This is a genomic window from Streptomyces sp. NPDC096136, assembly GCF_044763325.1.
Lineage (GTDB): Bacteria > Actinomycetota > Actinomycetes > Streptomycetales > Streptomycetaceae > Streptomyces.
This window is the reverse complement of the sequence record NZ_JBIWFZ010000004.1, coordinates 488890-511182: the sequence shown is the minus strand read 5'-3', so window position 1 is coordinate 511182 and position 22293 is coordinate 488890. Positions and strand designations below refer to the sequence as shown.

Genomic DNA, 22293 nt, shown 5'->3' with positions numbered 1-22293 from the left:
ACTCCAACGGGTGGTTTCCACGCGTGTATTCGATTTGTTGCGCCCCACACGGCACAGGAGTTCCCGCGCGCCTCGGCCCGGCTGCCGCCGCCGACCCTTTTCGGACAGCCACAACGACGGGCGTGGGTCCCGGGTCACGCCCCCGTCAACCGCGCGCCCGCGCCGCCCCGTCGGCGTCCGGCCCGGCTCAGGCGCGGACCGCCCCGTTCACGACCACCCGGTCCGGCTGCGCCAGCACGCGCACGTCCTCCCGCGGATCGGAGCCGTAGACCACCAGGTCGGCGGGTGCGCCCTCGGCCAGGCCGGGCCTGCCGAGCCACTCGCGGGCCGCCCAGGCCGTCGCCGAGAGGGCGTCGAGCGGCGGGATCCCGGCCTTCACGAGCTCCTGCACCTCGGCGGCGACCAGGCCGTGCGGCAGCGAACCGCCCGCGTCCGTGCCGACGTACACCCCGATGCCCGCGTCCCAGGCCGCGCGGACGGTGTCGTAGCGCCGCTCGTGGAGCCTGCGCATGTGGGCCGACCAGCGGGGGAACTTGGCCTCGCCGCCCGCCGCCAGCTTCGGGAAGGTCGCGATGTTGACGAGCGTGGGGACGATCGCGACACCGCGCTCGGCGAAGAGGGGGATGGTGTCCTCGGTCAGCCCGGTGGCGTGCTCGATGCAGTCGATGCCCGCCTCGACGAGGTCGCGCAGCGAGTCCTCCGCGAAGCAGTGCGCGGTGACCCGGGCACCCAGCCGGTGCGCCTCGGCGATGGCCGCCTCCACCTCGGCGCGCGGCCAGCAGGCCGTCAGGTCGCCTGCCCCGCGGTCGATCCAGTCGCCGACGAGCTTGACCCAGCCGTCGCCGCGCCGGGCCTCGCGGGCCACGTACTCGACGAGCTGCGGCGGCTCGATCTCGTGCGCGTAGTTGCGGATGTAGCGGCGCGTGCGCGCGATGTGCCGGCCCGCCCTGATGATCTTCGGGAGGTCCTCGCGGTCGTCGATCCAGCGGGTGTCGGAGGGGGAGCCCGCGTCGCGGATCAGGAGGGTGCCCGCGTCCCGGTCGGTGAGGGCCTGGGCCTCGGCGGTCGCGGCGTCGACCGGCCCGTGGGCGTCGAGGCCGACGTGGCAGTGCGCGTCGACCAGCCCCGGCAGGACCCAGCCGGTGACGGTGGTGGCCGCGCGGGCGGCGGCCGGCCGCTCGTAGGTGATCCGCCCGCCGACGACCCAGAGCTCGTCGCGGACCTCGTGGGGCCCGACGAGCACGCGTCCCTTCACATGGAGCACACCGCTGTGATCACTCATGTCCGCACTGTACGTGCGCGCTGGGTAGGCTCGGCCGGTGACCCCGGACGAAGAGAGCACCGCCGTGACCCACCCCCTTCTGGACCTTCCGCCGCTGACCGCCGAGCGCTTCGCCGCCGTCGAGCGGGGCGTCGCGCGGCTGCTGGACACCCGGCACGACGTGGTGATCACCCAGGGCGAGGCGCTGCTGCCGCTGGAGGGCTGCATCCGCTCCGGGGCCCGGCCGGGCTCGACGGCGCTGAACGTGGTCACCGGCCCGTACGGGACCACGTTCGGCAACTGGCTGCGGGACGCCGGGGCGAACGTGGTGGACCTGGCCGTGCCGTTCGACACGGCGGTGAGCGGCGAGCAGGTGGCCCGCGCGCTGGCGGAGCACCCGGAGATCGACTTCGTCTCGCTGGTGCACGCCGAGGCGGCCACCGGCAACACCAACCCGGTCGCGGAGATCGGCGAGGCCGTGCGGGACCACGGGGCGCTCTTCATGCTGGACGCGGTCGCCTCGGTGGGCGCGGAGCCGCTGCTGCCGGACGCGTGGGGCGTGGACCTGTGCGTGATCGGCGCGCAGAAGGCGATGGGCGGCCCGGCGGGTGTCTCGGCGGTGTCGGTGAGCGAGCGGGCGTGGGAGCGGTTCGCCGCCAACCCGGCCGCGCCCCGGCGCTCGTACCTCTCCCTCCTGGACTGGAAGGAGCGCTGGATCGACGGCGGCCGCACGACGCTGCTGCACGCCCCGGCGCAGCTGGAGATGCTGGCGCTGGAGGCCTGCCTGGACCGGATCACCGAGGAGGGGACGGCCGGTGTGCTCGGCCGGCACGCCGCCGCGGCCCGGGCCACCCGGGCGGGCGCGGCGGCGCTCGGCCTGGCCCCGTGGGTCGGGGACCGCGCGCAGGCGGCGCCGGTGGCGACCACGCTGCGGGTGCCGGACGCCTCGGCGGTGGTGGCCAAGGCCCTGGCCGCCGACGGGTCGGCCCCGCTGGCGGCGGGCGGCGGTGCGCTGGCGCAGGAGATGGTCCGGGTCAACCACTACGGCCCGGCGGCCTCGCCGGAGGCGGTCGCGGCGTCGCTGCGCGCCCTGGCGTCGGCCCTGTCGGCGGACCCGCGGGCGGCGCTGGAGGCGGCCTCGGCGGCCTGGCGGTAGGACCGCTCAGCCGGCCAGCACGTCCAGCAGCCGGTCCACGTCCGCCTCGGTGTTGTAGAGGTGGAACGAGGCCCGCAGGGCTCCCCCGCGGGCGGAGGTGCGGATCCCGGCGGCTTCGAGGGCGGGCTGCCGAGGGGCCAGGCCGGGGACGGAGACGATCGCGGCGTCCCCGGGCACGGGCTGGTGGCCGAGGCGGGCGAGCCCGGCCCGGTAGCGGGCGGCCAGGGCGGTGTCGTGGGCGTGGACTGCCTCGACGCCGACGCGCTCCAGCAGCGCCAGGGAGGGCTGGGCGGCGTAGTAGGGGAGGAAGGCCGCGGATTCGTCGAAGCGGCGCGCGTCGCGGGCCAGGTGCCGCATCGGGCCGTAGACCGCCTCCCACTTGGACTCGGCCGCCACCCAGCCCGCGTGCAGCGGGACCAGGCCGGGCTGGGCCTCCTGCGAGACCGTCAGGTACGAGGCGCCGCGGCCGCCGAGCAGCCACTTGTAGCCGCCGGTCACCGTGTACGCGTACGGCGAGGCGTCGAAGGGCAGCCAGCCGGCGGCCTGGGTGGCGTCCACGAGCATCCGCGCCCCGTGCGCGGCGGCCGCCGCGCGGACGGCGGCGAGGTCCGCCGTCCTGCCGTCGGCGGACTGCACGGCGCTGAGCGCGACCAGGGCGGTGTCGGGGCGGACGGCCTCGGCGAGGGATTCCAGCGGGGCGAAGCGGACCTTGAGGCCGCCGCGCAGCACGAAGGGGTTCATGACGGAGGCGAAGTCCCGCTCGGGCACGAGGACCTCGGCCCCGTCGGGCAGGGAGGCCGCGATCAGGCCCACGTGGGTGGCGACGGTCGAGCCGACGGCGACGCGCTCCGGGTCGACCGCGACCAGCCGGGCGAAGGAGGCCCGCACCCGCTCGACGACGTCGAAGTCGCCGGCCCCGGCGGGCAGCCCGGCCCCGGCCGCCTCGGCCAGCTCCCGTACCGCGGCGACGGCGGAGCGGGGGAGCACCCCGGCGCCGGCGGTGTCGAGGTAGGTGGTGGTGTGCGCGAACTCGGCGGCGCAGACCCGGGAGACGTCGGAGAGCGGAAGATCCATGGCGTCCACTCTGCGCGAGGACCTCCTCAAAGTCCATTGGCGAGTTTTGCGTGCCAGCCCAAAGCATTGCTTATGCCGATGGCCCCGGGGAAGCCGGTCGGCGCCCGCGTACGGAGGTACGCGGGCGCCCCGGGCGAGGGGGCCGGAGGGTCAGGCCTGGGGGACGGCGCAGGCCCCGTCCGGTGTGCAGGCCTCGGCGTCGGCGGCCGGCTCGGGGAGCTCGCGCCCGGCCCAGGCCTGCTCCAGGGCCCGGGTGAACACCTCGGCGGGCTGGCCGCCGGAGATGCCGTAGCGGCGGTCGAGGACGAAGAACGGGACGGCGTTGGCGCCCAGTTCGGCCGCCTCGCGCTCGTCGGCCCGGACCTCGGCCGCGTAGGCGGAGTCGTCGGCGAGGACCGCGCGGGCCTCCGCCTCGTCCAGGCCGGCCTCCACCGCGAGGGCGAGCAGCACCTCCGCGTCGAAGACCGAGCGCTCCTCGGCGAAGTTGGCGCGGAAGGCGAGGTCCAGGAGCTGCTCCTGACGGCCGCGGGCGGCGGCCAGGTGCAGGAGGCGGTGGATGTCGAAGGTGTTGCCGTGGTCGCGGCCGTCGGTCCGGTACTCCAACCCCTCCGCGCGGGCGCTCGCGGCGACGTGCTCCTCCATGCCGCGCGCCTCGTCGAGGGTGCGGCCGTACTTGCGGGCGAGCATCTCCACGACGGGCGCGGTGACGCCCTTGGCTCCGTGGGGGTCGAGCTCGAAGGAGCGGAAGACGACCTCCACCTCGTCGCGGTGCGCGAACTCGGCCAGCCCCTTGGTGAAACGGGCCTTTCCGATGTAGCACCAGGGGCAGGCGATGTCGCTCCAGATCTCGACGCGCATGATCCTTCTTCTCTCCGGGATTCCGGGTGGGGGTCGGGGCGGGGTTTCGCGGGGCGAAACGGTTTGTGGTTCAACCATTCGCCGGAGCGTCTCATTCCCCGGACGCCCCCTCCACCTCCAGCCACAGGGTGCGGTGGGATCCGGCGGGGGTGGCGGAGGGGTCGGGGCGCCAGCCGTGCGAGGCGTAGAAGGCCTGGGCGCGGACGTTGTGCTCGAAGACCTCCAGGCGCACCCGCTCGACGCCGGCCCGGCGCCAGGCGGCGAGGCACGCGGCGTGCAGGGCGGCGCCGGTGCCCCTGCGCCAGTGGGCGGGGTCCACGTGGAGCTGGGTCAGGGTGGTCACGCCGTCGGCGGTGAGGAAGGCGGCCACCCCGGTGATCTGCCCGTCCCGCTCGGCGCAGAGGACCCGGCCCTCGGCCTCGGACCGGCCCACCGCGCGCGACCAGGCCTCGCGGCTGCGGGCCTGCTCGGCCTCGCCCGCGTAGGCCTGTTCGGGGACGCGGCCCCGGTAGTAGGTGGCGCGCGCCCGGGCGTGCAGGGCGGCGATGGCGTCCAGGTCTTGGGGGAGTGCGGTCCTGATCATGGGAAGGGGAACGCGCCGGGAACCCCGTCGGTTCCCGGCGCGCTGCGGCCCTTCAGGCGGTGGCTACTTCTTCAGCCACGCCGCCATCATCTTCTGCGCGATGGGCGCGGCCAGCCTGCCGCCGCCGATCTCGGAGCGGTCGGTGTCCGAGTTCTCGATCATCACCGCCACCGCGATCTGCTTGCCGCCCGCCTTGCCGTACGAGGTGAACCAGGCGAGGGGCGGGATGTTGTTGTTCACGCCGCGCTGGGCGGTGCCCGTCTTGCCGCCGACCTCGGCGCCCGCCACCTGCGCGGGCTTGCCGCCGCCCTCGGTGGCGACGGTGCGCATGGCGTCCTGGAGCATCGATGCGGTCCTCGCGCTCATGACCTGCTGGGTCTTCGGCTCCTTGAAGCTCTCCAGCACGGTGCCGCCCGAGTCGGTCACCTCGGAGACCATGTGCGGGGCGACGAGCTTGCCGCCGTTCTGGATGGCGGAGGTCACCATGGCCATCTGGAGCGGGGTGGCCTGGACGTCGAACTGGCCGATACCCGTCTGCGCGACCTGGTCGACGGACAGCTTCTTGGTCGGGTACTTGCTCGGCGGGTTGGTGCGGACCGGGGTGTCGATCTGCGTGTTGAAGCCGAGCTTCTCGGCCATGGCCCGCATCTTGTCCTGGCCGAGCTTGGAGGCCAGGTCCGCGAAGACGTTGTTGCAGGACAGCTTGAGGGCGGTACGGGCGGAGGCGTTGTTGCAGGCCTCGTCGCCCGCCTCGCTGGGCAGCTTCGTCCGGGTGCCGGGGATCGTGTAGTTGCCGGGGACCCCGGTCGGCTGGTCGATGCTGGCGACCAGCCCGTTCTCGATGGCCGCGGCCAGGGTGACCAGCTTGAAGGTGGAGCCGGGCGCCTGGGGCTTGCGCAGGGCCACGTTCTCCATGGCCTTGCCCTTGTCGGCGGAGAGCTCGTCCCAGGCGGCCTGGTCGCCGGCGCCCGAGATCCGGCCCGGGTCGTAGGAGGGGTTGTTGACGACGGCGAGGATCTCACCGGTCGCCGGGTCGATGGCCACGGCGGCGCCCTGCTTGCCGTTGAGGGCGTCGTAGGCGGCCTTCTGCACGTCCTTGTCGATGGTGGTCAGGACGTTGCCCGGGTCGGCCCGCTTGTTGGTGAGGATGTCCATCACCGTCTTGAGCCGGCTGTCCGAGCCGTTGAGCACGTTCTTGTAGACGCCCTCCAGCATGCTCGTGCCGAAGGCCTGGGAGCTGTAGCCGGTGATCGGCGCGTAGAGGGGGCCGTCGGTGTAGGTGCGCTTGTAACCGAAGTCCTTGCCGGCCGTCTTGGTGGACCCGGTGATCGCCGTTCCGCCCACGATGATGTTGCCCAGCGGGTTCTCGTACTGCCCGATGAGGTTGCGGCGGTTGTTCTTGTCGTCTGCGAGGGCCTGGCCTTGGTACGCCTGCACCCAGGTGACCCGCACCAAGAGGGCCAGCACCAGAAGCAGACAGAAGACCGACGCACGCCTGATCGTCTTGTTCATCCCCCAGAAGGACGTCCCGGCGGGCCGGTGCGTTCCGCTCTGCCCCGATTGTGGCGGGGTTCTCAGGCTTTCTTCATGAGGAAGCCCCCCTCGTAGGCGGCGATGACCGCCTGGGTGCGGTCGCGGGAGCCGGTCTTGGCGAGGATGCCGGCCACGTGCGTCTTGACGGTCTGCGGGCCGACGCCCAGGTGTTCGCTGATCTCGTGGTTGGACAGGCCGGTGGCCATCAGGCGCAGGACGTCGGCCTCCCGGTCCGTGAGCCGGGCCGCCCAGGTCGGGGAGGCGGGCGGGGCGGCCGCGGTGTGGGCGGCGGCCAGGGTGCGCACGGCGGCCGGGAAGAGCAGGGAGTCCCCGCGGGCGACGAGCCGGACCGCGCCGATCAGCTCGTCCGGGTCGGCGCGCTTGAGGAGGAAGCCGGACGCGCCCGCGCGCAGCGCGTCGTAGACGTAGGCGTCGTTCTCGAAGGTGGTGACGACCACGATCCTGGGCGGGTCGGTCATGGTGGCGAGGATCTGCTCGGTGGCCCGGATGCCGTCGATCTCGGGCATCCGCACGTCCATCAGGACCACGTCGGGGGCCAGGGAGCGCACCAGGGGGACGGCCTCGGCGCCCGAGGCGGCCTCGCCGACGACCTCCAGGTCGGCTTCGGCGTCGAGGATGACCCGCAGGGCGGTGCGGACCATCCGCTCGTCGTCGGCGATGACCACGCGCAGCGGCGGCCGGCTCATCGCGCGCCTCCCCGGGCCGGGCCGGCGCCGCCGCCGAGCGGCAGGACGGCCCGCAGCCGCCAGCTCCCCGCGTGCGGCCCGGCCTCGACGCGGCCGCCGAGGAGGGCGGCCCGCTCGGCGGCGCCGCGCAGTCCTCGGCCGCCGGTGGTGCGCGGTGCGGCCGCGTCGGGGGCGGGCGGGGACGGGGCGGCCGGATTGGTCATGGTGATCTCCAGTTCGCGGTGGTCGTCGGACGTGTGGACGCGCAGCAGCAGGGTGATGGGGCCGGTGCCGTGGCGCAGGGCGTTGCTCAGGCCCTCCTGGACGATCCGGTACGCCTCGCGGGAGGCGATGGCCGGGAGCTGCGACCAGTCCCCGGCCGGGCCCGGGTCCTGTTCGGCGGTGAGGACGGTGCCGCCGGCCCGGGTGCGGGCCAGCAGCCCGTCGAGGTCGCCGGCCAGGGTGGGTGCGGGCATGGCGTCGGCCCGCGCCGGGTCACCGTCCCGCAGCAGGCCGAGGACCGCGTCGAGCTCGCCCACCGTGCGCCGGGTGGTGTCCTCGATCGCGGCGAGCGCCTCGCGGACGAACTCCGGGTCCCGGTCGAGGACCCGCCGGGCCGCCCCCGCCTGGAGGGTGACGGCGCTCAGCGCGTGCCCCACGGCGTCGTGCAGCTCCCGGGCCAGCCGGTTGCGGACGGCGAGGTCGGCGGCCCGTTCCTCGGCGGCGGCCAGCCGGTCCGCCGCGGTCGGCCCGAGGAGTACGGGTGCGAGCCGGGCCAGCAGCGCCCCCGCACCGGCGCAGACGGCGGCGAGCGCGAGCAGCACCCCGGCACCGATCAGGGGGGAGACGTAGGGCTCCGCCTCGGCGCTGAACCGGCCGGCGCCCCACGCCGAGGCGCGCAGGGCCCCCGAGAACGGCATGACGACCAGCACCACCCCCAGGGGCGGTACGGCCAGGCTCATCCCGCTGATCAGCGCCCCGACGCCCAGGTGCAGGGTCCACCAGGCCGAGGCCCGCCAGCGGGCCCCCCAGGACCGGGCCGGGCCGTCCGCCAGCCGGTCCCCCGGCACCCCGGTCATGACCCGCGCGGCCGTCCCCGACAGCGGCCGGACCAGCCCGACCAGGCCGGTCACCGCGATCAGGGGCAGGGAGGCCGCGTAGGAGAGCAGGGTCAGCGGGAGGGAGGCGAACACGTTGACCCCGCCTGCCGCCGCGCCGACCACGACCTGGGTGAGCATGAGGTAGGGCATGAGCAGGGCCCCGCCGAGTATCAGGTGCACCCACCGCAGCCGGGCCCGCGCCCCCAGCAGCAGCCCGGGCCACCGCTTCACGGCCGCCGCCCCGGCCGCCCGGCCCCCGCCGAAGCCGCTCGCGCCCACGGTCGTCCCCTCCTGGTCCATGCCCCTCCCCCGCCGGCTCCCGCCCGACCGGATCCGGCCGCCCCCTCCGGACTCCGGCCGCGCCGGATCGCTTGCGGCCTCCCCCGGCTCAGCCCTCCCTCCGGGCGTGGAGGTAGCGCAGGAGCACCGCCCCGGCCAGCAGTCCGGTGATCATCTGGCCAGCGTAGGCCAGCAGGACCGCGGTGGTGGAGAGTTCCTCCTCGCCGAGGTTCATGCCGAGGGCCGCGGTCAGCATCCACGTCCCCCAGCCCAGCGCCGCCGACGAGCCGATCCAGGTCAGGGCCAGCGGCCACCGGGCCGGGCGCGGCCCGCCCCGGGCCAGCGCCAGCGCCCCGGCCGCGGCGGCGAGGGCGCATATCGCGTGCGCCCCGGACACCACACCGGTCTCCGCCGAGTGCGCCGCCGCCATCTCGGCGGAGAGCCCCGCGGACCCGCCGAAGGCCCAGTACCCGTGCGCCGCGGCGACCGCGGCGCCGACCGGTGCGGCGGCTCCCGCCACCACCCCCGTGGGGGACGGGAGCCGCCGCCCGAGCGCCCCCTGCCAGCGCCGGCCCCAGCGCCGGCGCGCGTAGGGGACGAACAGTCCGGCCAGGGCGATCGCCTGGATGATGAAGCCGCCGTACACGACGGCGAACACCCAGGGGTCGAGGAAGGGCACGCGGGCCGCCCGGGCCGCCTCGCCGGCCCCCAGGCCCAGCGCCTTGACGAGGAGCTGGGCCGGGTACCCGAGGACGATCGGGGTGAGCAGCCCGGTGGCGACGTACACCGGCAGGGTCAGCAGCCATCCGGGCACGCGCGCGCCCCAGGGGCGGGTGAGCACCAGCACGAGGAGGATCACGCAGGTGTCCATGGCGAGCGTGACCGCGTTGCCCACGGCCAGGGTCGTCCCGCCCTTCAGCAGGATGCTGTCCTCCGGTATCCCGATCCGGCTCCCGGCCAGCCAGGCCGCCTTGAGGGTCAGGTACGGCAGGGTGGCGGCCAGGGCGGCCGCCCGCAGGATCCGCAGCCGGGTCCCCGGGGCGGGGTCCGGCGGCCGGGTGGTGTCCGTCGTGTGCGTCGCGTGGACGGCTCGTGTGCTCATGCCCCCACAGTCCCGTCCGCGGGCTCCCGCCACCTCCCCCGCGGGGGTGAACCGCCTCCCCCGCCCGGGGGAGGAACCCCCGCGTCCGGCGCCTCACATGCGGCGCGTCACCACGGACAGCCGGTCCCTCGCCTCGAACAGCGCGGCCTTGATCGTGCGCTCGTGGTCCTCCGTCAGCCGGGCCACCGGCACCGAGCAGCTCACCGCGTCCCGGGCCGGCGTCCGGTACGGGACGGCCACCCCGAAGCAGCGCAGCCCGAGCGTGTTCTCCTCCCGGTCCACCGCGTAGCCCTGCTCCCGCACCAGCGCCAGCTCCTCCACCAGCGCCTCCCGGTCGGTGAGGGTGTGCTCCGTGACGGCCTCCAGCCGCCGCGGCAGCATCCGGCGCACCTCCTCGTCGGTGTGGGTGGCCAGCAGCGCCTTGCCGAGGGCGGTCGAGTGGACGGGCAGCCGCCGCCCGACCCGGGTGAAGGGGCGCAGGTAGTGCCGGGACGGCCGGGTGGCCAGGTAGACGACGCTCGTCCCGTCGAGCCGGGCGAGGTGGATGGTCTCGGTGGTGTCGTCGGAGAGCCGGTCCAGGCTGGGGCGGGCCGCCGCGACCACCTCGTCCCCGTCGATGTACGAGCTGCCGACGAGCAGGGCCCGTACGCCGATGCCGTAGCGGGTGCCGGTGGCGTCCGTCTCGACCCAGCCCAGGCTCACCAGGGTGCGCAGCAGCATGTAGAGGCTGGACTTGGGCAGGGCGAGGTCGTTCTGGATGTCGGCGAGGCTGTGCAGCCCCGGGTGCGCCGCGAAGTGCTCCAGGAGCAGCACCGTGCGCACCGCCGACTTCACCGGCGGCGCCGCCGCGGGGAGTCCCGGCCCGACCGGTGCGGGAGGGCCGTCCGTCCCGGCTGTCTCGGCTGTCGTCATGCGCCTGCTTCCCCCCTGCTCGGCCCTGTCGCCTCTTGTCACCCGGTGGACGCGGAACCTAGAGTCCGCAGCAGAAGTGATCATTCATCCACCGGAACGGCGTTCAGAATACTGAACGATCCGAGGAGGAGCGGGCCATGACGGCGAATCCAGTCTGGAGTGTGGACCCCCGCACCGGGAAGCAGCGCGAACGGGTTGCGGTGGAAGCCACAGCCCCGGACGTGGACCGGGCCGTACGGGCGGCCCACGCCGCGCGCGCCGCCCTGGCGGACCCGGCCGCCCGCGCCGCCTTCCTGCGGGCCGCCGCCGGGCTGCTCGACGGCGCCGCCGCGCAGATCGTGGAGGCCGCCGACGCCGAGACGGCGCTGGGCGGCGCCCGGCTCACCGGCGAGCTCGCCCGCACCACCGGCCAGCTGCGGGCCTTCGCCGACGTGGTCGAGGAGGGCGCCTACCTCGACGTCCGGATCGACCCGGCCGACCCCTCCCTCGCCCCGCCGCGCCCCGAGCTGCGCCGCTACAAGGTGCCGCTGGGCGTGGTCGCCGTCTACGCCGCCTCCAACTTCCCGCTGGCCTTCTCGGTGCCCGGCGGGGACACCGCCAGCGCCCTCGCCGCCGGCTGCCCGGTGGTGGTCAAGGCGCACCCGGACCACCCGGCCGTCTCCGAGCTGTGCGGCGGGCTGCTGCGGCGGGCGGCCGTGGCGAGCGGGCTGCCGGCGGACGTGGTGACGGTGGTCCACGGGTTCGACGCCGGCCTGGAGCTGATCCGCCACCCGCTGGTCCGCGCCGCCGGATTCACCGGTTCCGTCCGCGGCGGCCGGGCCCTGTTCGACGCGGCCGCCGCCCGTCCGGTGCCCATCCCCTTCCACGGCGAGCTGGGCTCCCTCAACCCCGTCGTGGTCACCCCCGCGGCGGCCGCCGAGCGCGCCGAGGAGATCGGCTCCGGACTCGCCGCCTCCGTGACCCTCGGCGTGGGCCAGTTCTGCGTGAAGCCCGGCCTGGTCCTGGTGCCCGAGGGGGCCGACGGCGACCGGCTCACCGCCGCGCTCGCCGAGCAGCTCGGGCAGACCGGGCCGGGGGTACTGCTCGACCACCGGATGCGGGGGAACTTCGTCGCCGGGGTGCGCGAGCGGGCCGCCCTCCCGGGGGTCGCCGCCCCGGTCGCCGCCGGCCCCGCCGGGGAGCACACCGTCGGCGCGGGCTACCTGGGCGTCGCCGCGGCCCGCCTGCTGGAGGGCGGCCCGTACGGGCTGCTCCTGGAGGAGTGCTTCGGACCGGTGACCGTCGTCGTCCGCTACGCGGGCCCGGAGGAGGCCGCCGCGGTGCTGGACCTGCTCGACGGGAACCTGAGCGCCACCCTCCAGCTGTCGCGGGCCGAGACCGAGGGCGCCCCGGGCCCGGCCGCCGCACTGATCGCACAGGTCACCGGGCTGGCGGGGCGGATCGTGGTGAACGGCTGGCCCACCGGGGTCGCCGTCGCCCCGGCCCAGCACCACGGCGGCCCCTACCCGGCGGCCACCTCGCACTCCACCTCCGTCGGCGGCACGGCGATCGAACGCTGGCTGCGCCCGGTGGCCTACCAGTCGGTTCCGGACGCGCTGCTCCCGCCGGAGCTGCGCGAGGACAACCCGTTGGGCCTCCCGCGCCGGGTGACCGGCGGCTGAGCCGCGCCCGGGGGGGCGCCGGTAATCGCGTTGCCGCCCCGCGCCCCGGCGGGGCAGGCTGCGCCCCATGGGACAGGCACACGGATTCTCGTACGGGGTACAGGGCGACGGCACGGTCGTCATCACGCACCGGGGCCGCACCGCGGGCGCCCTGCGCGGCGGGCGGGCCGAGAAGTTCCTCGTCGAGGTGGAGTCCGGCGACGCGCAGCTGGTGATGGCCCGCTGGACCGGCTCCTACAAGTTCGGCAACGAGCGCACGGCCCGCAGCCACCCCCGCAACCGGGGCTGAAATCCCGCCAGGGTAAGGGAACGGCAAAGCGGTGCCGGTCGTTCTCCCGGCATGACCGCTATGACCCCTGGTTCCAACCTGCCGCTCGACACCACCCGCGTGACGGTGGACGTGGCCGCCCCGGTACGGCTCGACGTGTCGGGCCTGCTGCTCGCGGCGGACGGCAAGGTGCGCTCCGACGCCGACTTCATCTTCTACAACCAGCCCTCCGGGCCCGGTGTCAGCTACCGGTCCGGCGGCGGGACGGCGCCGGACTCGATCACCGTGGACACCGGGGCGCTGCCGCCCGGCATCGAGCGGATCGTGGTCACGGCCAGCCCCGACGCCGCGGGGCAGAGCTTCCAGGGCATCGAGCCCACCGCCACCGTGCGGGACGCCGTCGGCGGCGCCGTGATCGCCACCTTCACCCCGCCCCGCCTCGGGCCGGAGACGGCGCTCGTGGTCGTCGAGGTCTACCTGCGGGGCGGGGTGTGGAAGGTGCGCGCGGTCGGCCAGGGGTACGCCAACGGGCTCGCGGGCATCGCCACCGACTTCGGGGTCTCCGTGGACGAGGAGCCGGCCGCCCCCGCGGCGGCCGCACCGCCGGCTCCGGCCGTCGTCGCCCCGCCCATGCCCGCGGCTCCCCCGGCCCCGGCCGCACCCGCCGCTCCCCCGGCCGCTCCCCCGGCCCCGGGGAAGATCAACCTCGACAAGGGCCGGGTCAGCCTCCGGAAGAACCAGACCGTCTCCCTCGTCAAGGGCGGCCGCCCGCTGCTCTCGCAGGTCAAGATGGGTCTCGGCTGGGAGCCCGCGTTCGGCGGCCGCGACATCGACCTCGACGCGTCCGTCATCGCCTACGGCCCGCAGCGCAACTTCGTCGACAGCTGCTACTTCGGCAAGCTGTCCATCCTCGACGGCTCCATCAAGCACTCGGGCGACAACCTGACCGGTGAGGGCGCCGGGGACGACGAGGTGATCGTCGTGGACCTCGGACGGCTGCCCGCCGAGGTCACGGGCCTGGTCTTCACCGTCAACTCCTTCTCCGGCCAGAAGTTCACCGAGGTCGCCAAGGCCTACTGCCGGCTCATCGACGCGGCGAGCGACGAGGAGCTGGTGCGCTTCGACCTCACCGGCGCCGAGCCCCAGACCGGCGTGATGATGGCCAAGCTGATCAAGCAGTTCTCCGGCGAATGGGAGATGACGGCCATGGGCGACTTTGTGAAGTCCCGCACAGTGCGCGGCATGGTCCAGCCGGCCTCCCAGGCACTCTGAGCAGGTGGGCGGGCCTATGCGGCCGCGGATCACCCGGGCCGGGGCGGCCCGGGTGATCGATGCCACGCGTAATCCGGAGGTGGCTGTCCGTGCTCGCCCGTAGCCTGGGAACCATGCAGACTTCACTCCAGCCCGCGGGTCCCGCGCGCCCGTCCGCCGCCGAGGCGAACGAGGCGATACGGCTCCTCGTCGAGACCTGGGCGGACGGGGAGTGGCCCTCGGAGGCGTACGAGTTCCTCCTGGAGGAGTGGGCCGCGGCCTCCCGCGCGGAGATGGCCACGGCCTGGTAGGCCCCGTCGTGGGCCCCGTGCTCCCCGTCAGCGCGGGGAGCGCCGCCACGGGCCGGTGACCGCCAGCATGATCCCCGGCTCCTGGATGTTGGCGTACAGGGTGCGCCCGTCCGGGGAGAAGCACACCCCGGTGAACTCCGAGTACTCCGGGTTCTCCGGGGTTCCGATGTTCAGCTCGTTGCGCGCCAGCGGGTAGACGCGCCCGGACTCGGTGGCCCCGAGCAGGTGCTGGAGCCCGTTGCCGTCCTCGGCGATGACCAGGCCCCCGTACGGGGACACGGTGATGTTGTCGGGGCCGTCGTAGCCGCCCTCGGCGTCGGGGTCGGCGTTCACCCCGATGAGGACGACGAGCCGGATCGTGCGCCGCTTGGGGTCGTAGAACCACACCTGCCCGTCGTGCGCGGCGCCCGGGCTCTCCTCGCGGGCGTACGAGGAGACGAAGTAGGCGCCCCCGTCGGCCCACCACATGCCCTCCAGCTTGCGCGCCCGGGTCACGGCGCCGGCCGCGAACTGCTTGCGCACGGACAGGCTCCGCGCGTCGCGGTCGGTCACCTCCACCCAGTCGACCCCGAAGACCGTCCCGGTCTTCGTGGCGCGCGACAGGTCGTCCACGAACTGCCCGGCCTTGTCGAAGCACTTGGCGGCCGCCAGCACACCGGCGTCGGCGGCGAGGGTGCGCAGCGCGCCGCGCCCGTGCCGGAAGCCCTGCGGCGGGGTCCAGCGGTAGAGCAGCCCGTTGGGGCCCGAGGCGTCCTCGGTCAGGTAGGCGTGGCCCTGGCGCGGGTCGATGACCACGGCCTCGTGGGCGTACCGCCCGAAGGCCTTGACGGGCCGCGGGTCGCGGTTGGCCCGGCGGTCGTGGGGGTCCACCTCGAAGACGTAGCCGTGGTCCTTGGTCATGCCGTTCTTGCCGGCCAGGTCCTCGGTCTCCTCGCAGGTCAGCCAGGTGCCCCAGGGGGTGGCCCCGCCCGCGCAGTTCGTCGAGGTGCCGGCGACGCCCACCCATTCGGCGACCTCGCCGCCGCGCCGGACCTCGACGACGGTGCAGCCGCCGGACGCGGCGGGGTCGTAGACGAGCCCCTCGGTCAGCGGGACGGGGTGCGCCCAGTTGGCCCGGGGGCCCTTCAGCTCGTGGTTGTTGACGAGGAGGGTGACGCCGCGGGGGCCCTCGAAGGCGGCCGTGCCGTCGTGGTTGGAGGGGGTGCTCTCGCCCGAGTCGAGGGTGGTGACACCGCTGCGGGTGATCACCCGGTAGGAGAACCCGGCGGGCAGGGCGAGCAGCCCGGCCGGGTCCGCAAGGAGGGGGCCGTAGCCGGGGGCGTGCGGGCGGCCGTGCCCCTCCGCCGTGCCGGCCGCGCCGGACCCCGGATCGTCGGCCGCCAGGGCCCCGGGGGCGGTGGCGAGGGCGCCGACCGTTCCGGTGAGGGCGACGCCCGCACCGGCGAGGGCGGTGCGGGCGGTGAAGTCTCTGCGGCTGAGGGGCATCGGGTCTCCTGGGGTGGGGAGGTGGTGCGCCTGACGTACGGTCGTCGGCGCACACGCTCCCGGCCGTACGTGAACGGCGGCTGAACTACCCGCGAACGCGGACCGGCCCCTTGCCGCCGGACGGAATGGCGAACTCCGGCCACGGAAAAGGCCTGTTGCGGCTCCTTCCGCGACACGGGGCGGCCCCGGGGTCAGGGCTGCCGGGAGCGGGCCTTGAACGCCGCCTTCCGGGCCTCCTTCGCCGCCTTCTTGTCCGGGTGCAGCCGGCCCATGGCCTCCAGCACGTGGGCCGTCGCAGGGTGCTCGACCCGCCACACCTGGTCGAAGAAGCCCGTGTGGTGCTCCGTCAGGCTCCGCATCAGCAGCGGCAGCTCCTCGGTCTCCCCGTCCGCCGCGAGCTGCGCCGCGATGGTGTCCACCGTCAGCCAGAACACCATCGCGCCGTCCGGGGCCGGCACGTCCGCCGCCCCGTGCTCCGCCAGCCACACCCGGGCCAGGCCGCCCAGCTGGGGGTCGTCCAGGACGGCCCGCACCGCCGGCTCGGCCTCCGGGCCGGCGGGGGTCAGGGCCTGCTGGCAGCGCAGCCGGCGCAGCGGCGCGGCCTCGTCGTCGCCGCGGGCGGCGGCCAGCAGCTCGGCGACGGCGGCGGGCAGGTCCCGGCCGGCCAGCCACTGCTCGATCTCGGCCTGTGCGGCACCCTCCGGGTAGAAGGAGACGGCGTCGAGCAGCGCGTCCGCGCCCTTGCCGGCCAGCTCGCCGACGGCGGGGGCCTCCACCCCGGCCTCCAGCATGCGGGCGCGCACGCCGTACAGGCCGAGCGGGGTGAGGCGGACCATCCCGTACCGGGTGATGTCCTCGTCGTCCTCCGCCTGCCCCGGGCCGCCGGCGACGGCGTCCGCGTCGGCGGGCTCCTCGGCCTCCGCCATCAGCGCCTCGTCGACGGGGTGGTAGTCGACGAGGCCGATCGGCTCCAGCTGACGGAACTGGTCGTCGAGGCGCATCATCGCGTCCGAGACCTGTTCCAGTACGGCGTCGGACGGGTCGCCCATGTCGTCCGACATGATCATCGAGGCGGCGAGCACGGGCAGCGGCACCCGGCCGTCGCCGGGCGCGCCCTCGGAGACGCTGAGCAGGTAGAGGTTGGCGAGCACCCCGTCGAGGAAGTCCGCCTCGCGCTGCGGGTTCCAGTCGAGCCGGTCGAAGTCGATCTCGCCGCCCGCGTCGAGGGCGTCGACGAGGTCGTCCAGGTCGGGCACGGCGGCGTCGGCGAGGACGGCGTCCAGGGCCGCCAGCCACAGGTCGAGGACGTCGGAGGGCGCCCCTCCGGCCAGCAGGGGCAGGTCCTCGCCGGGCGCGGCGGTGCCGTACTCGGGCTCGGCGCCGTCCGCGCCGTCGCCGCTGTCCTCCTCCGGTTCCGTCACGTCGACCAGGCCGGTGTCCACGGCCACCCGCCAGGCCTGGCTCGCGTGGACCGGCGCGTCCTCGTCGGCGGGGTCGAGGCCGAGCACCTCGGCGGCCGCCGGCAGCTGGTCGGCGACGAGTTCGCCGCCGACGTCGACGCGGGTGTCGGGTCCGGCCCAGCGGGCGAGGCGTACGGCGCGGGCGAACAGCGGGGCGACGAGGGCGTCGCGGGCCAGCTCCGCATCGGAGTGCAGCCGTACCGGCGGCAGCGTGGAGTGCGGCTCTGCGGACATGGGGTGGGTCTCCTCGGACGGGCGCGCGCGGGACGGCGGGGAATCAGGACGGATCTGGACGCATCTGGACGGGCGGAGTCGGTCACGGCGGTCGCGGAGGGACCGTCAGACCTGGTGCGGCGACCCAGAGTAGACGCTTTCAGGGCACCTCCGGCGGAGCGGAACCGTCAGTTCATCCCACAGTCAGCTGTCGTATTTCCTGGAGACCTTGACAACTTCGCTGGTCACACAGGACATTGACGCGCGTAGACGTTAAGGGACCGTCAAATCCCACCCCCCTCTTCCTCCACACACCGGAGTTCCCTCACATGCGCTCATCGCATCCCCGTTCCGCCGCCGTCGCCGCCCTCGTCGCCGCCGCGCTGGCCTCCGGCCTGCTCGCGGGCACGGCCGACGCGGCCGAAGGCGCCGTGTCCGCCGATCCGGTACGCATCCACGACATCCAGGGCACCACCCGGATATCCCCGCTGAACGGCAAGGCCGTCGCCGACGTCCAGGGCATCGTCACGGGCGTGCGCACCTACGGCTCGCGCGGCTTCTGGATCCAGGACCCCGACGCCGACGACAACCCCGCCACCAGCGAGGGCATCTTCGTCTTCACCAGCTCCGCCCCGACCGTGGCCGTCGGCGACGCCGTCAAGGTCTCGGGCACGGTCGGCGAGTACGTCCCCGGCGGCGCCGCCTCCGGCAACCAGTCGGTCACCCAGATCGCCAAGCCGACCGTGACCGTGCTCTCCTCCGGCAACGCTCTGCCCGAGGCCACCGTCATCAACGAGTACTCCGTCCCGGCGGAGTACGCCCCGGCGGGCGACCCGGCCGCCGGCGGCAGCATCAACGGCCTGGCCCTGGAGCCCTCGCGCTACGCCCTGGACTACTACGAGTCCCTCGAGGGCATGAACGTCCGCATCGGCAACTCGCGCGTGGTCGGCGCCACCGACCCGTACGCGGAGCTGTGGGTGACGGTCAAGGGCTGGGAGAACACCGCCAAGCGCGGCGGCACCCTCTACGGCTCGTACGAGTCCCAGAACACCGGCCGTCTCCAGATCCAGCAGCTGGCGCCGCTCGCGCAGCAGCCCTTCCCGGTGGCCAACGTCGGCGACAAGCTGACCGGCACCACCGAGGGCCCCCTCGACTTCAACCAGTTCGGCGGCTACACCCTGGCGGCCCGCACGCTCGGCACGGTCAAGGCGGGCACCCTCGCCCCCGAGAAGACCAAGGCCCAGTCGCCGGGCGAGCTCGCGGTGGCCACGTACAACGTGGAGAACCTCGACCCGAGCGACCCGCAGGAGAAGTTCGACAACCTGGCCAAGGCCGTCGTCCAGAACCTGGCCTCGCCCGACATCGTGGCCCTGGAGGAGATCCAGGACGACAACGGCGCCAAGAACGACGGCACCGTCTCGGCCGAGGAGACCATCAAGAAGTTCACCGCGGCGATCGCGGCGGCGGGCGGCCCGGCCTACCAGTGGCGCTCGATCAGCCCCGAGAACAACAAGGACGGCGGCGAGCCCGGCGGCAACATCCGCCAGGTCTTCCTCTTCAACCCCGCCCGGGTCTCCTTCACCGACCGCGCCGCGGGCGACGCGCTGACGGCGACCGGCGTGGCCAAGGAGAACGGCAAGGCCGCCCTGACCCACTCCCCCGGCCGGATCGACCCGGCGAACCCGGCGTGGGCCGACAGCCGCAAGCCGCTGGCCGGCGAGTTCGTCTTCCGCGGCCGCACGGTCTTCGTGATCGCCAACCACTTCAGCTCCAAGGGCGGCGACGAGGGCCTGACCTCGCAGCACCAGCCCCCGGTGCGCAAGTCGGAGGACAAGCGGCTGCTCCAGGCGCAGGCGGTGAACTCCTTCGTCAAGGAGATCCTCGCGGCCGACAAGAACGCGGACGTGCTCGCCCTCGGCGACATCAACGACTTCGAGTTCTCGAACACGGCGAAGGCGCTGGAGGACGGCGGGGCCCTGTACTCGGCGATCAAGTCGCTGCCGAAGGCGGAACGTTACTCCTACGTCTACCAGGGCAACGCGCAGGTGCTGGACCAGATCCTGATCAGCCCCGCGATCAAGAACTACGCCTACGACAGCGTGCACATCAACGCCGAGTTCTCGGTCCAGAACAGCGACCACGACCCGCAGGTGCTGCGCTTCCGCCCGTAACACCCGCCAGGAGGGGCCCGGCCGCCGCCACGGCGGGCCCCTCCGCCCCGGCGGGGCGACTCGGGGACCTTCGGCCCTGGCGTGACGCTGGACACACCGTTGCCCACATGGGCCCGATGTGGTGTTGAGTGTCCCCCACGCCCGATCTTGTCCTTCTTGTACCGCGCGCATCCCGGAGGCCGTGTGTTCCCCTCCATCTCCCTCGCCCAGGAAATCGGCCTGGCCGTCCTGTTCGTGGCCGCCCTCGTCTGGGTGCTGGGCCTGGGCCGCATGCTGCGGGACGGCCGCTTCCGCCACCAGGAGCCGCAGGCGCACCAGGGCCTGCCGGTCATCCCGTCCCAGCGCACGGCGGGCGGGCACCCGATGGAGTCGGTGGAGCTGACGCCGGCCGAGCAGGAGGCCTTCGCGGGCCTGGTCCGCACGATCCCCCTGCACTGACCCGCCCCGCACCCGCACCACACGCCGCAGCGCCCCCCACCCCCGCGAGGGGTGGGGGGCGCTGCGGCGAACAGGCCCGCGAGGGTCAGTTGTGGCTGTGCAGGACCTCGTTGAGGCCGCCCCAGTTCGCCTTGTACGGGCGGGCCTCGACGGCGCCGGTGACCGAGTTGCGGCGGAAGAGGATGTTGTCGGCGCCGGAGAGCTCCAGGGCCTTGACGACCTGGCCGTCCGGCAGGGTCACCCGGGTGCCGGCGGTGACGTAGAGGCCCGCCTCGACGACGCACTCGTCGCCGAGCGCGATGCCGATGCCCGCCTCGGCGCCGATCAGGGTGCGCTCGCCGATCGAGATGATCTGCTTGCCGCCGCCCGAGAGCGTGCCCATGGTGGACGCGCCGCCGCCGATGTCGGAGCCGTCGCCGACGACGACGCCCGCCGAGATGCGGCCCTCGACCATGGAGGTGCCCAGGGTGCCGGCGTTGAAGTTGACGAAACCCTCGTGCATCACGGTGGTGCCCTCGGCGAGGTGCGCGCCGAGGCGGACGCGGTCCGCGTCGGCGATGCGCACGCCCTTGGGGGCGACGTAGTCGGTCATGCGGGGGAACTTGTCGATCGAGGTGACCTGGAGGTGCAGGCCCTCGGCGCGGGCGTTCAGCCGGACGGTCTCGACCTGGTCGACGGCGACGGGGCCGAGCGAGGTCCAGGCGACGTTGGCGAGGAGGCCGAAGACGCCGTCCAGGTTCTGGCCGTGCGGCTTGACCAGGCGGTGGCTGAGCAGGTGCAGGCGCAGGTACGCGTCGTGCGCGTCCAGCGGCTTGTCCTCCAGGGAGGCGATCACGGTGCGGACGGCTACGACCTCGACCCCGCGGACCGCGTCCGAGCGGATGGCCTTGGCCGCGGCGGCGCCGAGGAGCTCCACGGCCTGCTCGGCGGTGAGGCGCTCGGTCCCGGCCGGGCCGGGCTCGGCGGTGAGCTCGGGGGCGGGGAACCAGGTGTCGAGGACGGTGCCGTCGGCGGCGAGGGTGGCAAGTCCGGCGGCGACGGCGCCGGTGGTACGCGTAGCAGTCATGCCCGAAACCTAACCGGCGACGGGCCGCGGCCGCGAACCGGTCTCATGTGCCGGGCGCGCGCCGCGGCCGCCCTCCGCGTCCCCGGCCGCCCCGGGCTCCGCCCCGGCCACCTCCCCGGCCGCTTGCCGCCCGCCTTCGCCGGCGGCTTCCCGGAGGGCCTCCGCCGCCGCCCGCCCCTGCCGCCGGGACAGCCGGATCAGCACCGCCCCGGCCCCGGCGGCCAGCGCCGCGCACAGCGGCCACAGCAGCCAGGGGGCCGCCGCGTAGAGGGCCCCGCCGGCCGGCGGGGCGAGGACGGTCCCGCTGACCGAGACCCCGGCGTACAGGCTCTGGAACCGTCCGACGGCGTGCGCGGGGGCCTGGTCGGCGACGTACGCGGTGGCGGTGGTCTTGTAGAGGATCTCGCCGAGGCTGACGAGCACCATCATGGCGACGGCGGTGGCCGCCCCCGCGCCGATCAGCAGCGCCGCGTACCCGGCGCCGACGAGCACCAGCCCGGTGCCGGTGACGGCCAGCGGCGGCCTGGCCCGCAGGGCGACGGCGGCGGGCAGCTCCAGCAGCAGGATGACGGCCCCGTTGACGGCGATGACCAGCCCGAAGGCGCGGACGTCGAGGCCGTGGTCGGCGAGGAAGACCGGGAAGGTGAAGTACTGCTGGCGGTAGACCGTGTCCGCGACGAGGATCGCGCCCAGCAGCACCAGGACGGCGGGCCTCGCCCGCAGTTCGGCCCACACCCCGCCGCGGCCCAGACCCCCGTCCGGGGCCGCGGCGGGGGTGCGGGAGGCGCCGCGCGCCGGGACGACGCGGGCGGTCCACAGGGCGAAGAAGAGGGTGCCGAGGCCGTCCGCGAGGAAGAGCCAGTCGTACGAGAGACCGGCCGCGACCAGGGCGCCGAGCGGCGGGCCGAGGGTGAAGCCGCCGTTGGACACGCACCGCACGACGGCGAAGGCCTGCCGGCGGGCGCCCTCGGGGACGGTGACGGCGACCAGCGCGGAGTTGGCCGCCCGCACCACGCCGTTGGCGTACTGGGCCAGCGGCAGCGCGGCGTACAGCAGCGGCGTCGCCAGCAGCGGGAGGGTCGTCAGGGTCAGCCCGCCGAGGGCGGAGGCGGCGAGCAGCACCCGGCGGTGGCCGAAGCGGTCGCCGTACCAGCCGCCGGTGAAGTTCCCGGCCACCAGGCCGATGCCGCCGATGCCGGTGACCACGCCCGCCTGCGCGGCGCCGAGTCCGCGCGGGCCGGTCAGGTAGAGGAAGACGAAGACGAAGGTGAAGCTGGCGACGGCGTTGACGAACACCCCCGCAGCCAGCAGCCACACGACCCTCGGTACGTCCTTGAACCCCTGCAGCACACCCGTGTCCCCCTCGTCCCACCCGAGTAAGTTCCTTTTGGGAACGGACTATGTCAGCATGACAGCCTTGGGTCA

The 22293-nt window shown here is 74.6% G+C and carries 19 protein-coding genes and 1 pseudogene; 7 read left to right on the top strand and 13 right to left on the bottom strand.

The window, feature by feature from the left end; translation table 11 throughout:
• Nucleotides 1-187: 187 nt before the first annotated feature.
• Nucleotides 188-1282 carry an amidohydrolase family protein gene (locus ACIRBY_RS11530; RefSeq protein WP_403899382.1) on the bottom strand — a complete coding sequence of 365 codons (1095 nt, stop codon included), beginning with the start codon at nucleotides 1280-1282 and terminating at the stop codon, nucleotides 188-190.
• Between the two features lie 64 nt (nucleotides 1283-1346).
• Here ACIRBY_RS11530 and ACIRBY_RS11525 point away from each other — a divergent pair, with 64 nt between their 5' ends.
• Nucleotides 1347-2417 carry a pyridoxal-phosphate-dependent aminotransferase family protein gene (locus tag ACIRBY_RS11525; RefSeq protein WP_403899623.1) on the top strand — a complete coding sequence of 357 codons (1071 nt, stop codon included), beginning with the start codon at nucleotides 1347-1349 and terminating at the stop codon, nucleotides 2415-2417.
• Between the two features lie 6 nt (nucleotides 2418-2423).
• Here the strand turns inward: ACIRBY_RS11525 and ACIRBY_RS11520 are convergent, their stop codons facing one another.
• The 8 genes and pseudogenes from ACIRBY_RS11520 to ACIRBY_RS11485 form a co-directional block, all read right to left on the bottom strand.
• On the bottom strand, nucleotides 2424-3491 hold the full coding sequence (locus ACIRBY_RS11520; protein ID WP_403899380.1) for an aminotransferase class V-fold PLP-dependent enzyme: 1068 nt from the start codon (nucleotides 3489-3491) through the stop codon (nucleotides 2424-2426).
• A 150-nt stretch (nucleotides 3492-3641) separates the two neighbouring features.
• Complete coding sequence (locus ACIRBY_RS11515) at nucleotides 3642-4349, bottom strand: DsbA family oxidoreductase (protein WP_403899377.1); 708 nt, start codon at nucleotides 4347-4349, stop codon at nucleotides 3642-3644.
• Nucleotides 4350-4440: 91 nt separating this feature from the next.
• Nucleotides 4441-4977: pseudogene (locus ACIRBY_RS11510) on the bottom strand (GNAT family N-acetyltransferase); the annotation flags it as partial.
• Nucleotides 4978-4995: 18 nt separating this feature from the next.
• Nucleotides 4996-6444 (bottom strand): peptidoglycan D,D-transpeptidase FtsI family protein, encoded by a 1449-nt coding sequence (locus ACIRBY_RS11505; protein WP_403899373.1) that lies wholly within the window; start codon nucleotides 6442-6444, stop codon nucleotides 4996-4998.
• Between the two features lie 62 nt (nucleotides 6445-6506).
• The gene (locus tag ACIRBY_RS11500; RefSeq protein ID WP_403899371.1) at nucleotides 6507-7172 is read right to left on the bottom strand and encodes a response regulator; all 666 of its coding nucleotides are present in this window, start codon (nucleotides 7170-7172) and stop codon (nucleotides 6507-6509) included.
• Complete coding sequence (locus ACIRBY_RS11495) at nucleotides 7169-8551, bottom strand: sensor histidine kinase (RefSeq protein ID WP_403899368.1); 1383 nt, start codon at nucleotides 8549-8551, stop codon at nucleotides 7169-7171. The genes ACIRBY_RS11500 and ACIRBY_RS11495 overlap by 4 nt, the downstream gene beginning before the upstream one ends.
• 88 nt (nucleotides 8552-8639) lie before the next feature.
• Nucleotides 8640-9632, bottom strand: coding sequence for a hypothetical protein (locus tag ACIRBY_RS11490; protein ID WP_403899366.1), 993 nt, complete (start codon nucleotides 9630-9632; stop codon nucleotides 8640-8642).
• Between the two features lie 93 nt (nucleotides 9633-9725).
• Nucleotides 9726-10544, bottom strand: coding sequence for an IclR family transcriptional regulator (locus ACIRBY_RS11485; RefSeq protein ID WP_403899364.1), 819 nt, complete (start codon nucleotides 10542-10544; stop codon nucleotides 9726-9728).
• 137 nt (nucleotides 10545-10681) lie between these two features.
• Between ACIRBY_RS11485 and ACIRBY_RS11480 the strand changes: the two genes are divergently transcribed.
• From ACIRBY_RS11480 to ACIRBY_RS11465, 4 genes are all read left to right on the top strand, one after another.
• Entirely contained in the window at nucleotides 10682-12205 is a 1524-nt protein-coding gene (locus tag ACIRBY_RS11480) for an aldehyde dehydrogenase (NADP(+)) (RefSeq protein ID WP_403899361.1), read from the top strand.
• A gap of 67 nt (nucleotides 12206-12272) precedes the next feature.
• The gene (locus ACIRBY_RS11475) at nucleotides 12273-12494 is read left to right on the top strand and encodes a hypothetical protein (RefSeq protein ID WP_403899358.1); all 222 of its coding nucleotides are present in this window, start codon (nucleotides 12273-12275) and stop codon (nucleotides 12492-12494) included.
• A 60-nt stretch (nucleotides 12495-12554) separates the two neighbouring features.
• Complete coding sequence (locus ACIRBY_RS11470; RefSeq protein WP_403899354.1) at nucleotides 12555-13745, top strand: TerD family protein; 1191 nt, start codon at nucleotides 12555-12557, stop codon at nucleotides 13743-13745.
• Between the two features lie 113 nt (nucleotides 13746-13858).
• Nucleotides 13859-14035 (top strand): hypothetical protein, encoded by a 177-nt coding sequence (locus ACIRBY_RS11465; RefSeq protein WP_403899351.1) that lies wholly within the window; start codon nucleotides 13859-13861, stop codon nucleotides 14033-14035.
• 27 nt (nucleotides 14036-14062) lie between these two features.
• Here the strand turns inward: ACIRBY_RS11465 and ACIRBY_RS11460 are convergent, their stop codons facing one another.
• The gene (locus tag ACIRBY_RS11460) at nucleotides 14063-15520 is read right to left on the bottom strand and encodes an alkaline phosphatase PhoX (RefSeq protein WP_403899348.1); all 1458 of its coding nucleotides are present in this window, start codon (nucleotides 15518-15520) and stop codon (nucleotides 14063-14065) included.
• 191 nt (nucleotides 15521-15711) lie between these two features.
• Nucleotides 15712-17214 carry a hypothetical protein gene (locus ACIRBY_RS11455; protein ID WP_403899345.1) on the bottom strand — a complete coding sequence of 501 codons (1503 nt, stop codon included), beginning with the start codon at nucleotides 17212-17214 and terminating at the stop codon, nucleotides 15712-15714.
• 308 nt (nucleotides 17215-17522) lie between these two features.
• Here ACIRBY_RS11455 and ACIRBY_RS11450 point away from each other — a divergent pair, with 308 nt between their 5' ends.
• A complete protein-coding gene (locus ACIRBY_RS11450; protein ID WP_403899343.1) occupies nucleotides 17523-19364 on the top strand; it encodes an endonuclease/exonuclease/phosphatase family protein in 1842 nt (613 codons plus the stop codon).
• A 183-nt stretch (nucleotides 19365-19547) separates the two neighbouring features.
• Nucleotides 19548-19802: a hypothetical protein gene (locus ACIRBY_RS11445; protein WP_403899341.1), complete on the top strand. Its 255-nt coding sequence runs from the start codon at nucleotides 19548-19550 to the stop codon at nucleotides 19800-19802.
• 85 nt (nucleotides 19803-19887) lie between these two features.
• Here ACIRBY_RS11445 and dapD read toward each other — a convergent pair whose 3' ends face one another.
• Both dapD and ACIRBY_RS11435 read right to left on the bottom strand, forming a co-directional pair.
• Complete coding sequence (dapD, locus tag ACIRBY_RS11440) at nucleotides 19888-20868, bottom strand: 2,3,4,5-tetrahydropyridine-2,6-dicarboxylate N-succinyltransferase (protein ID WP_403899339.1); 981 nt, start codon at nucleotides 20866-20868, stop codon at nucleotides 19888-19890.
• Between the two features lie 9 nt (nucleotides 20869-20877).
• On the bottom strand, nucleotides 20878-22215 hold the full coding sequence (locus ACIRBY_RS11435; protein ID WP_403899620.1) for an MFS transporter: 1338 nt from the start codon (nucleotides 22213-22215) through the stop codon (nucleotides 20878-20880).
• Nucleotides 22216-22293: the final 78 nt, after the last annotated feature.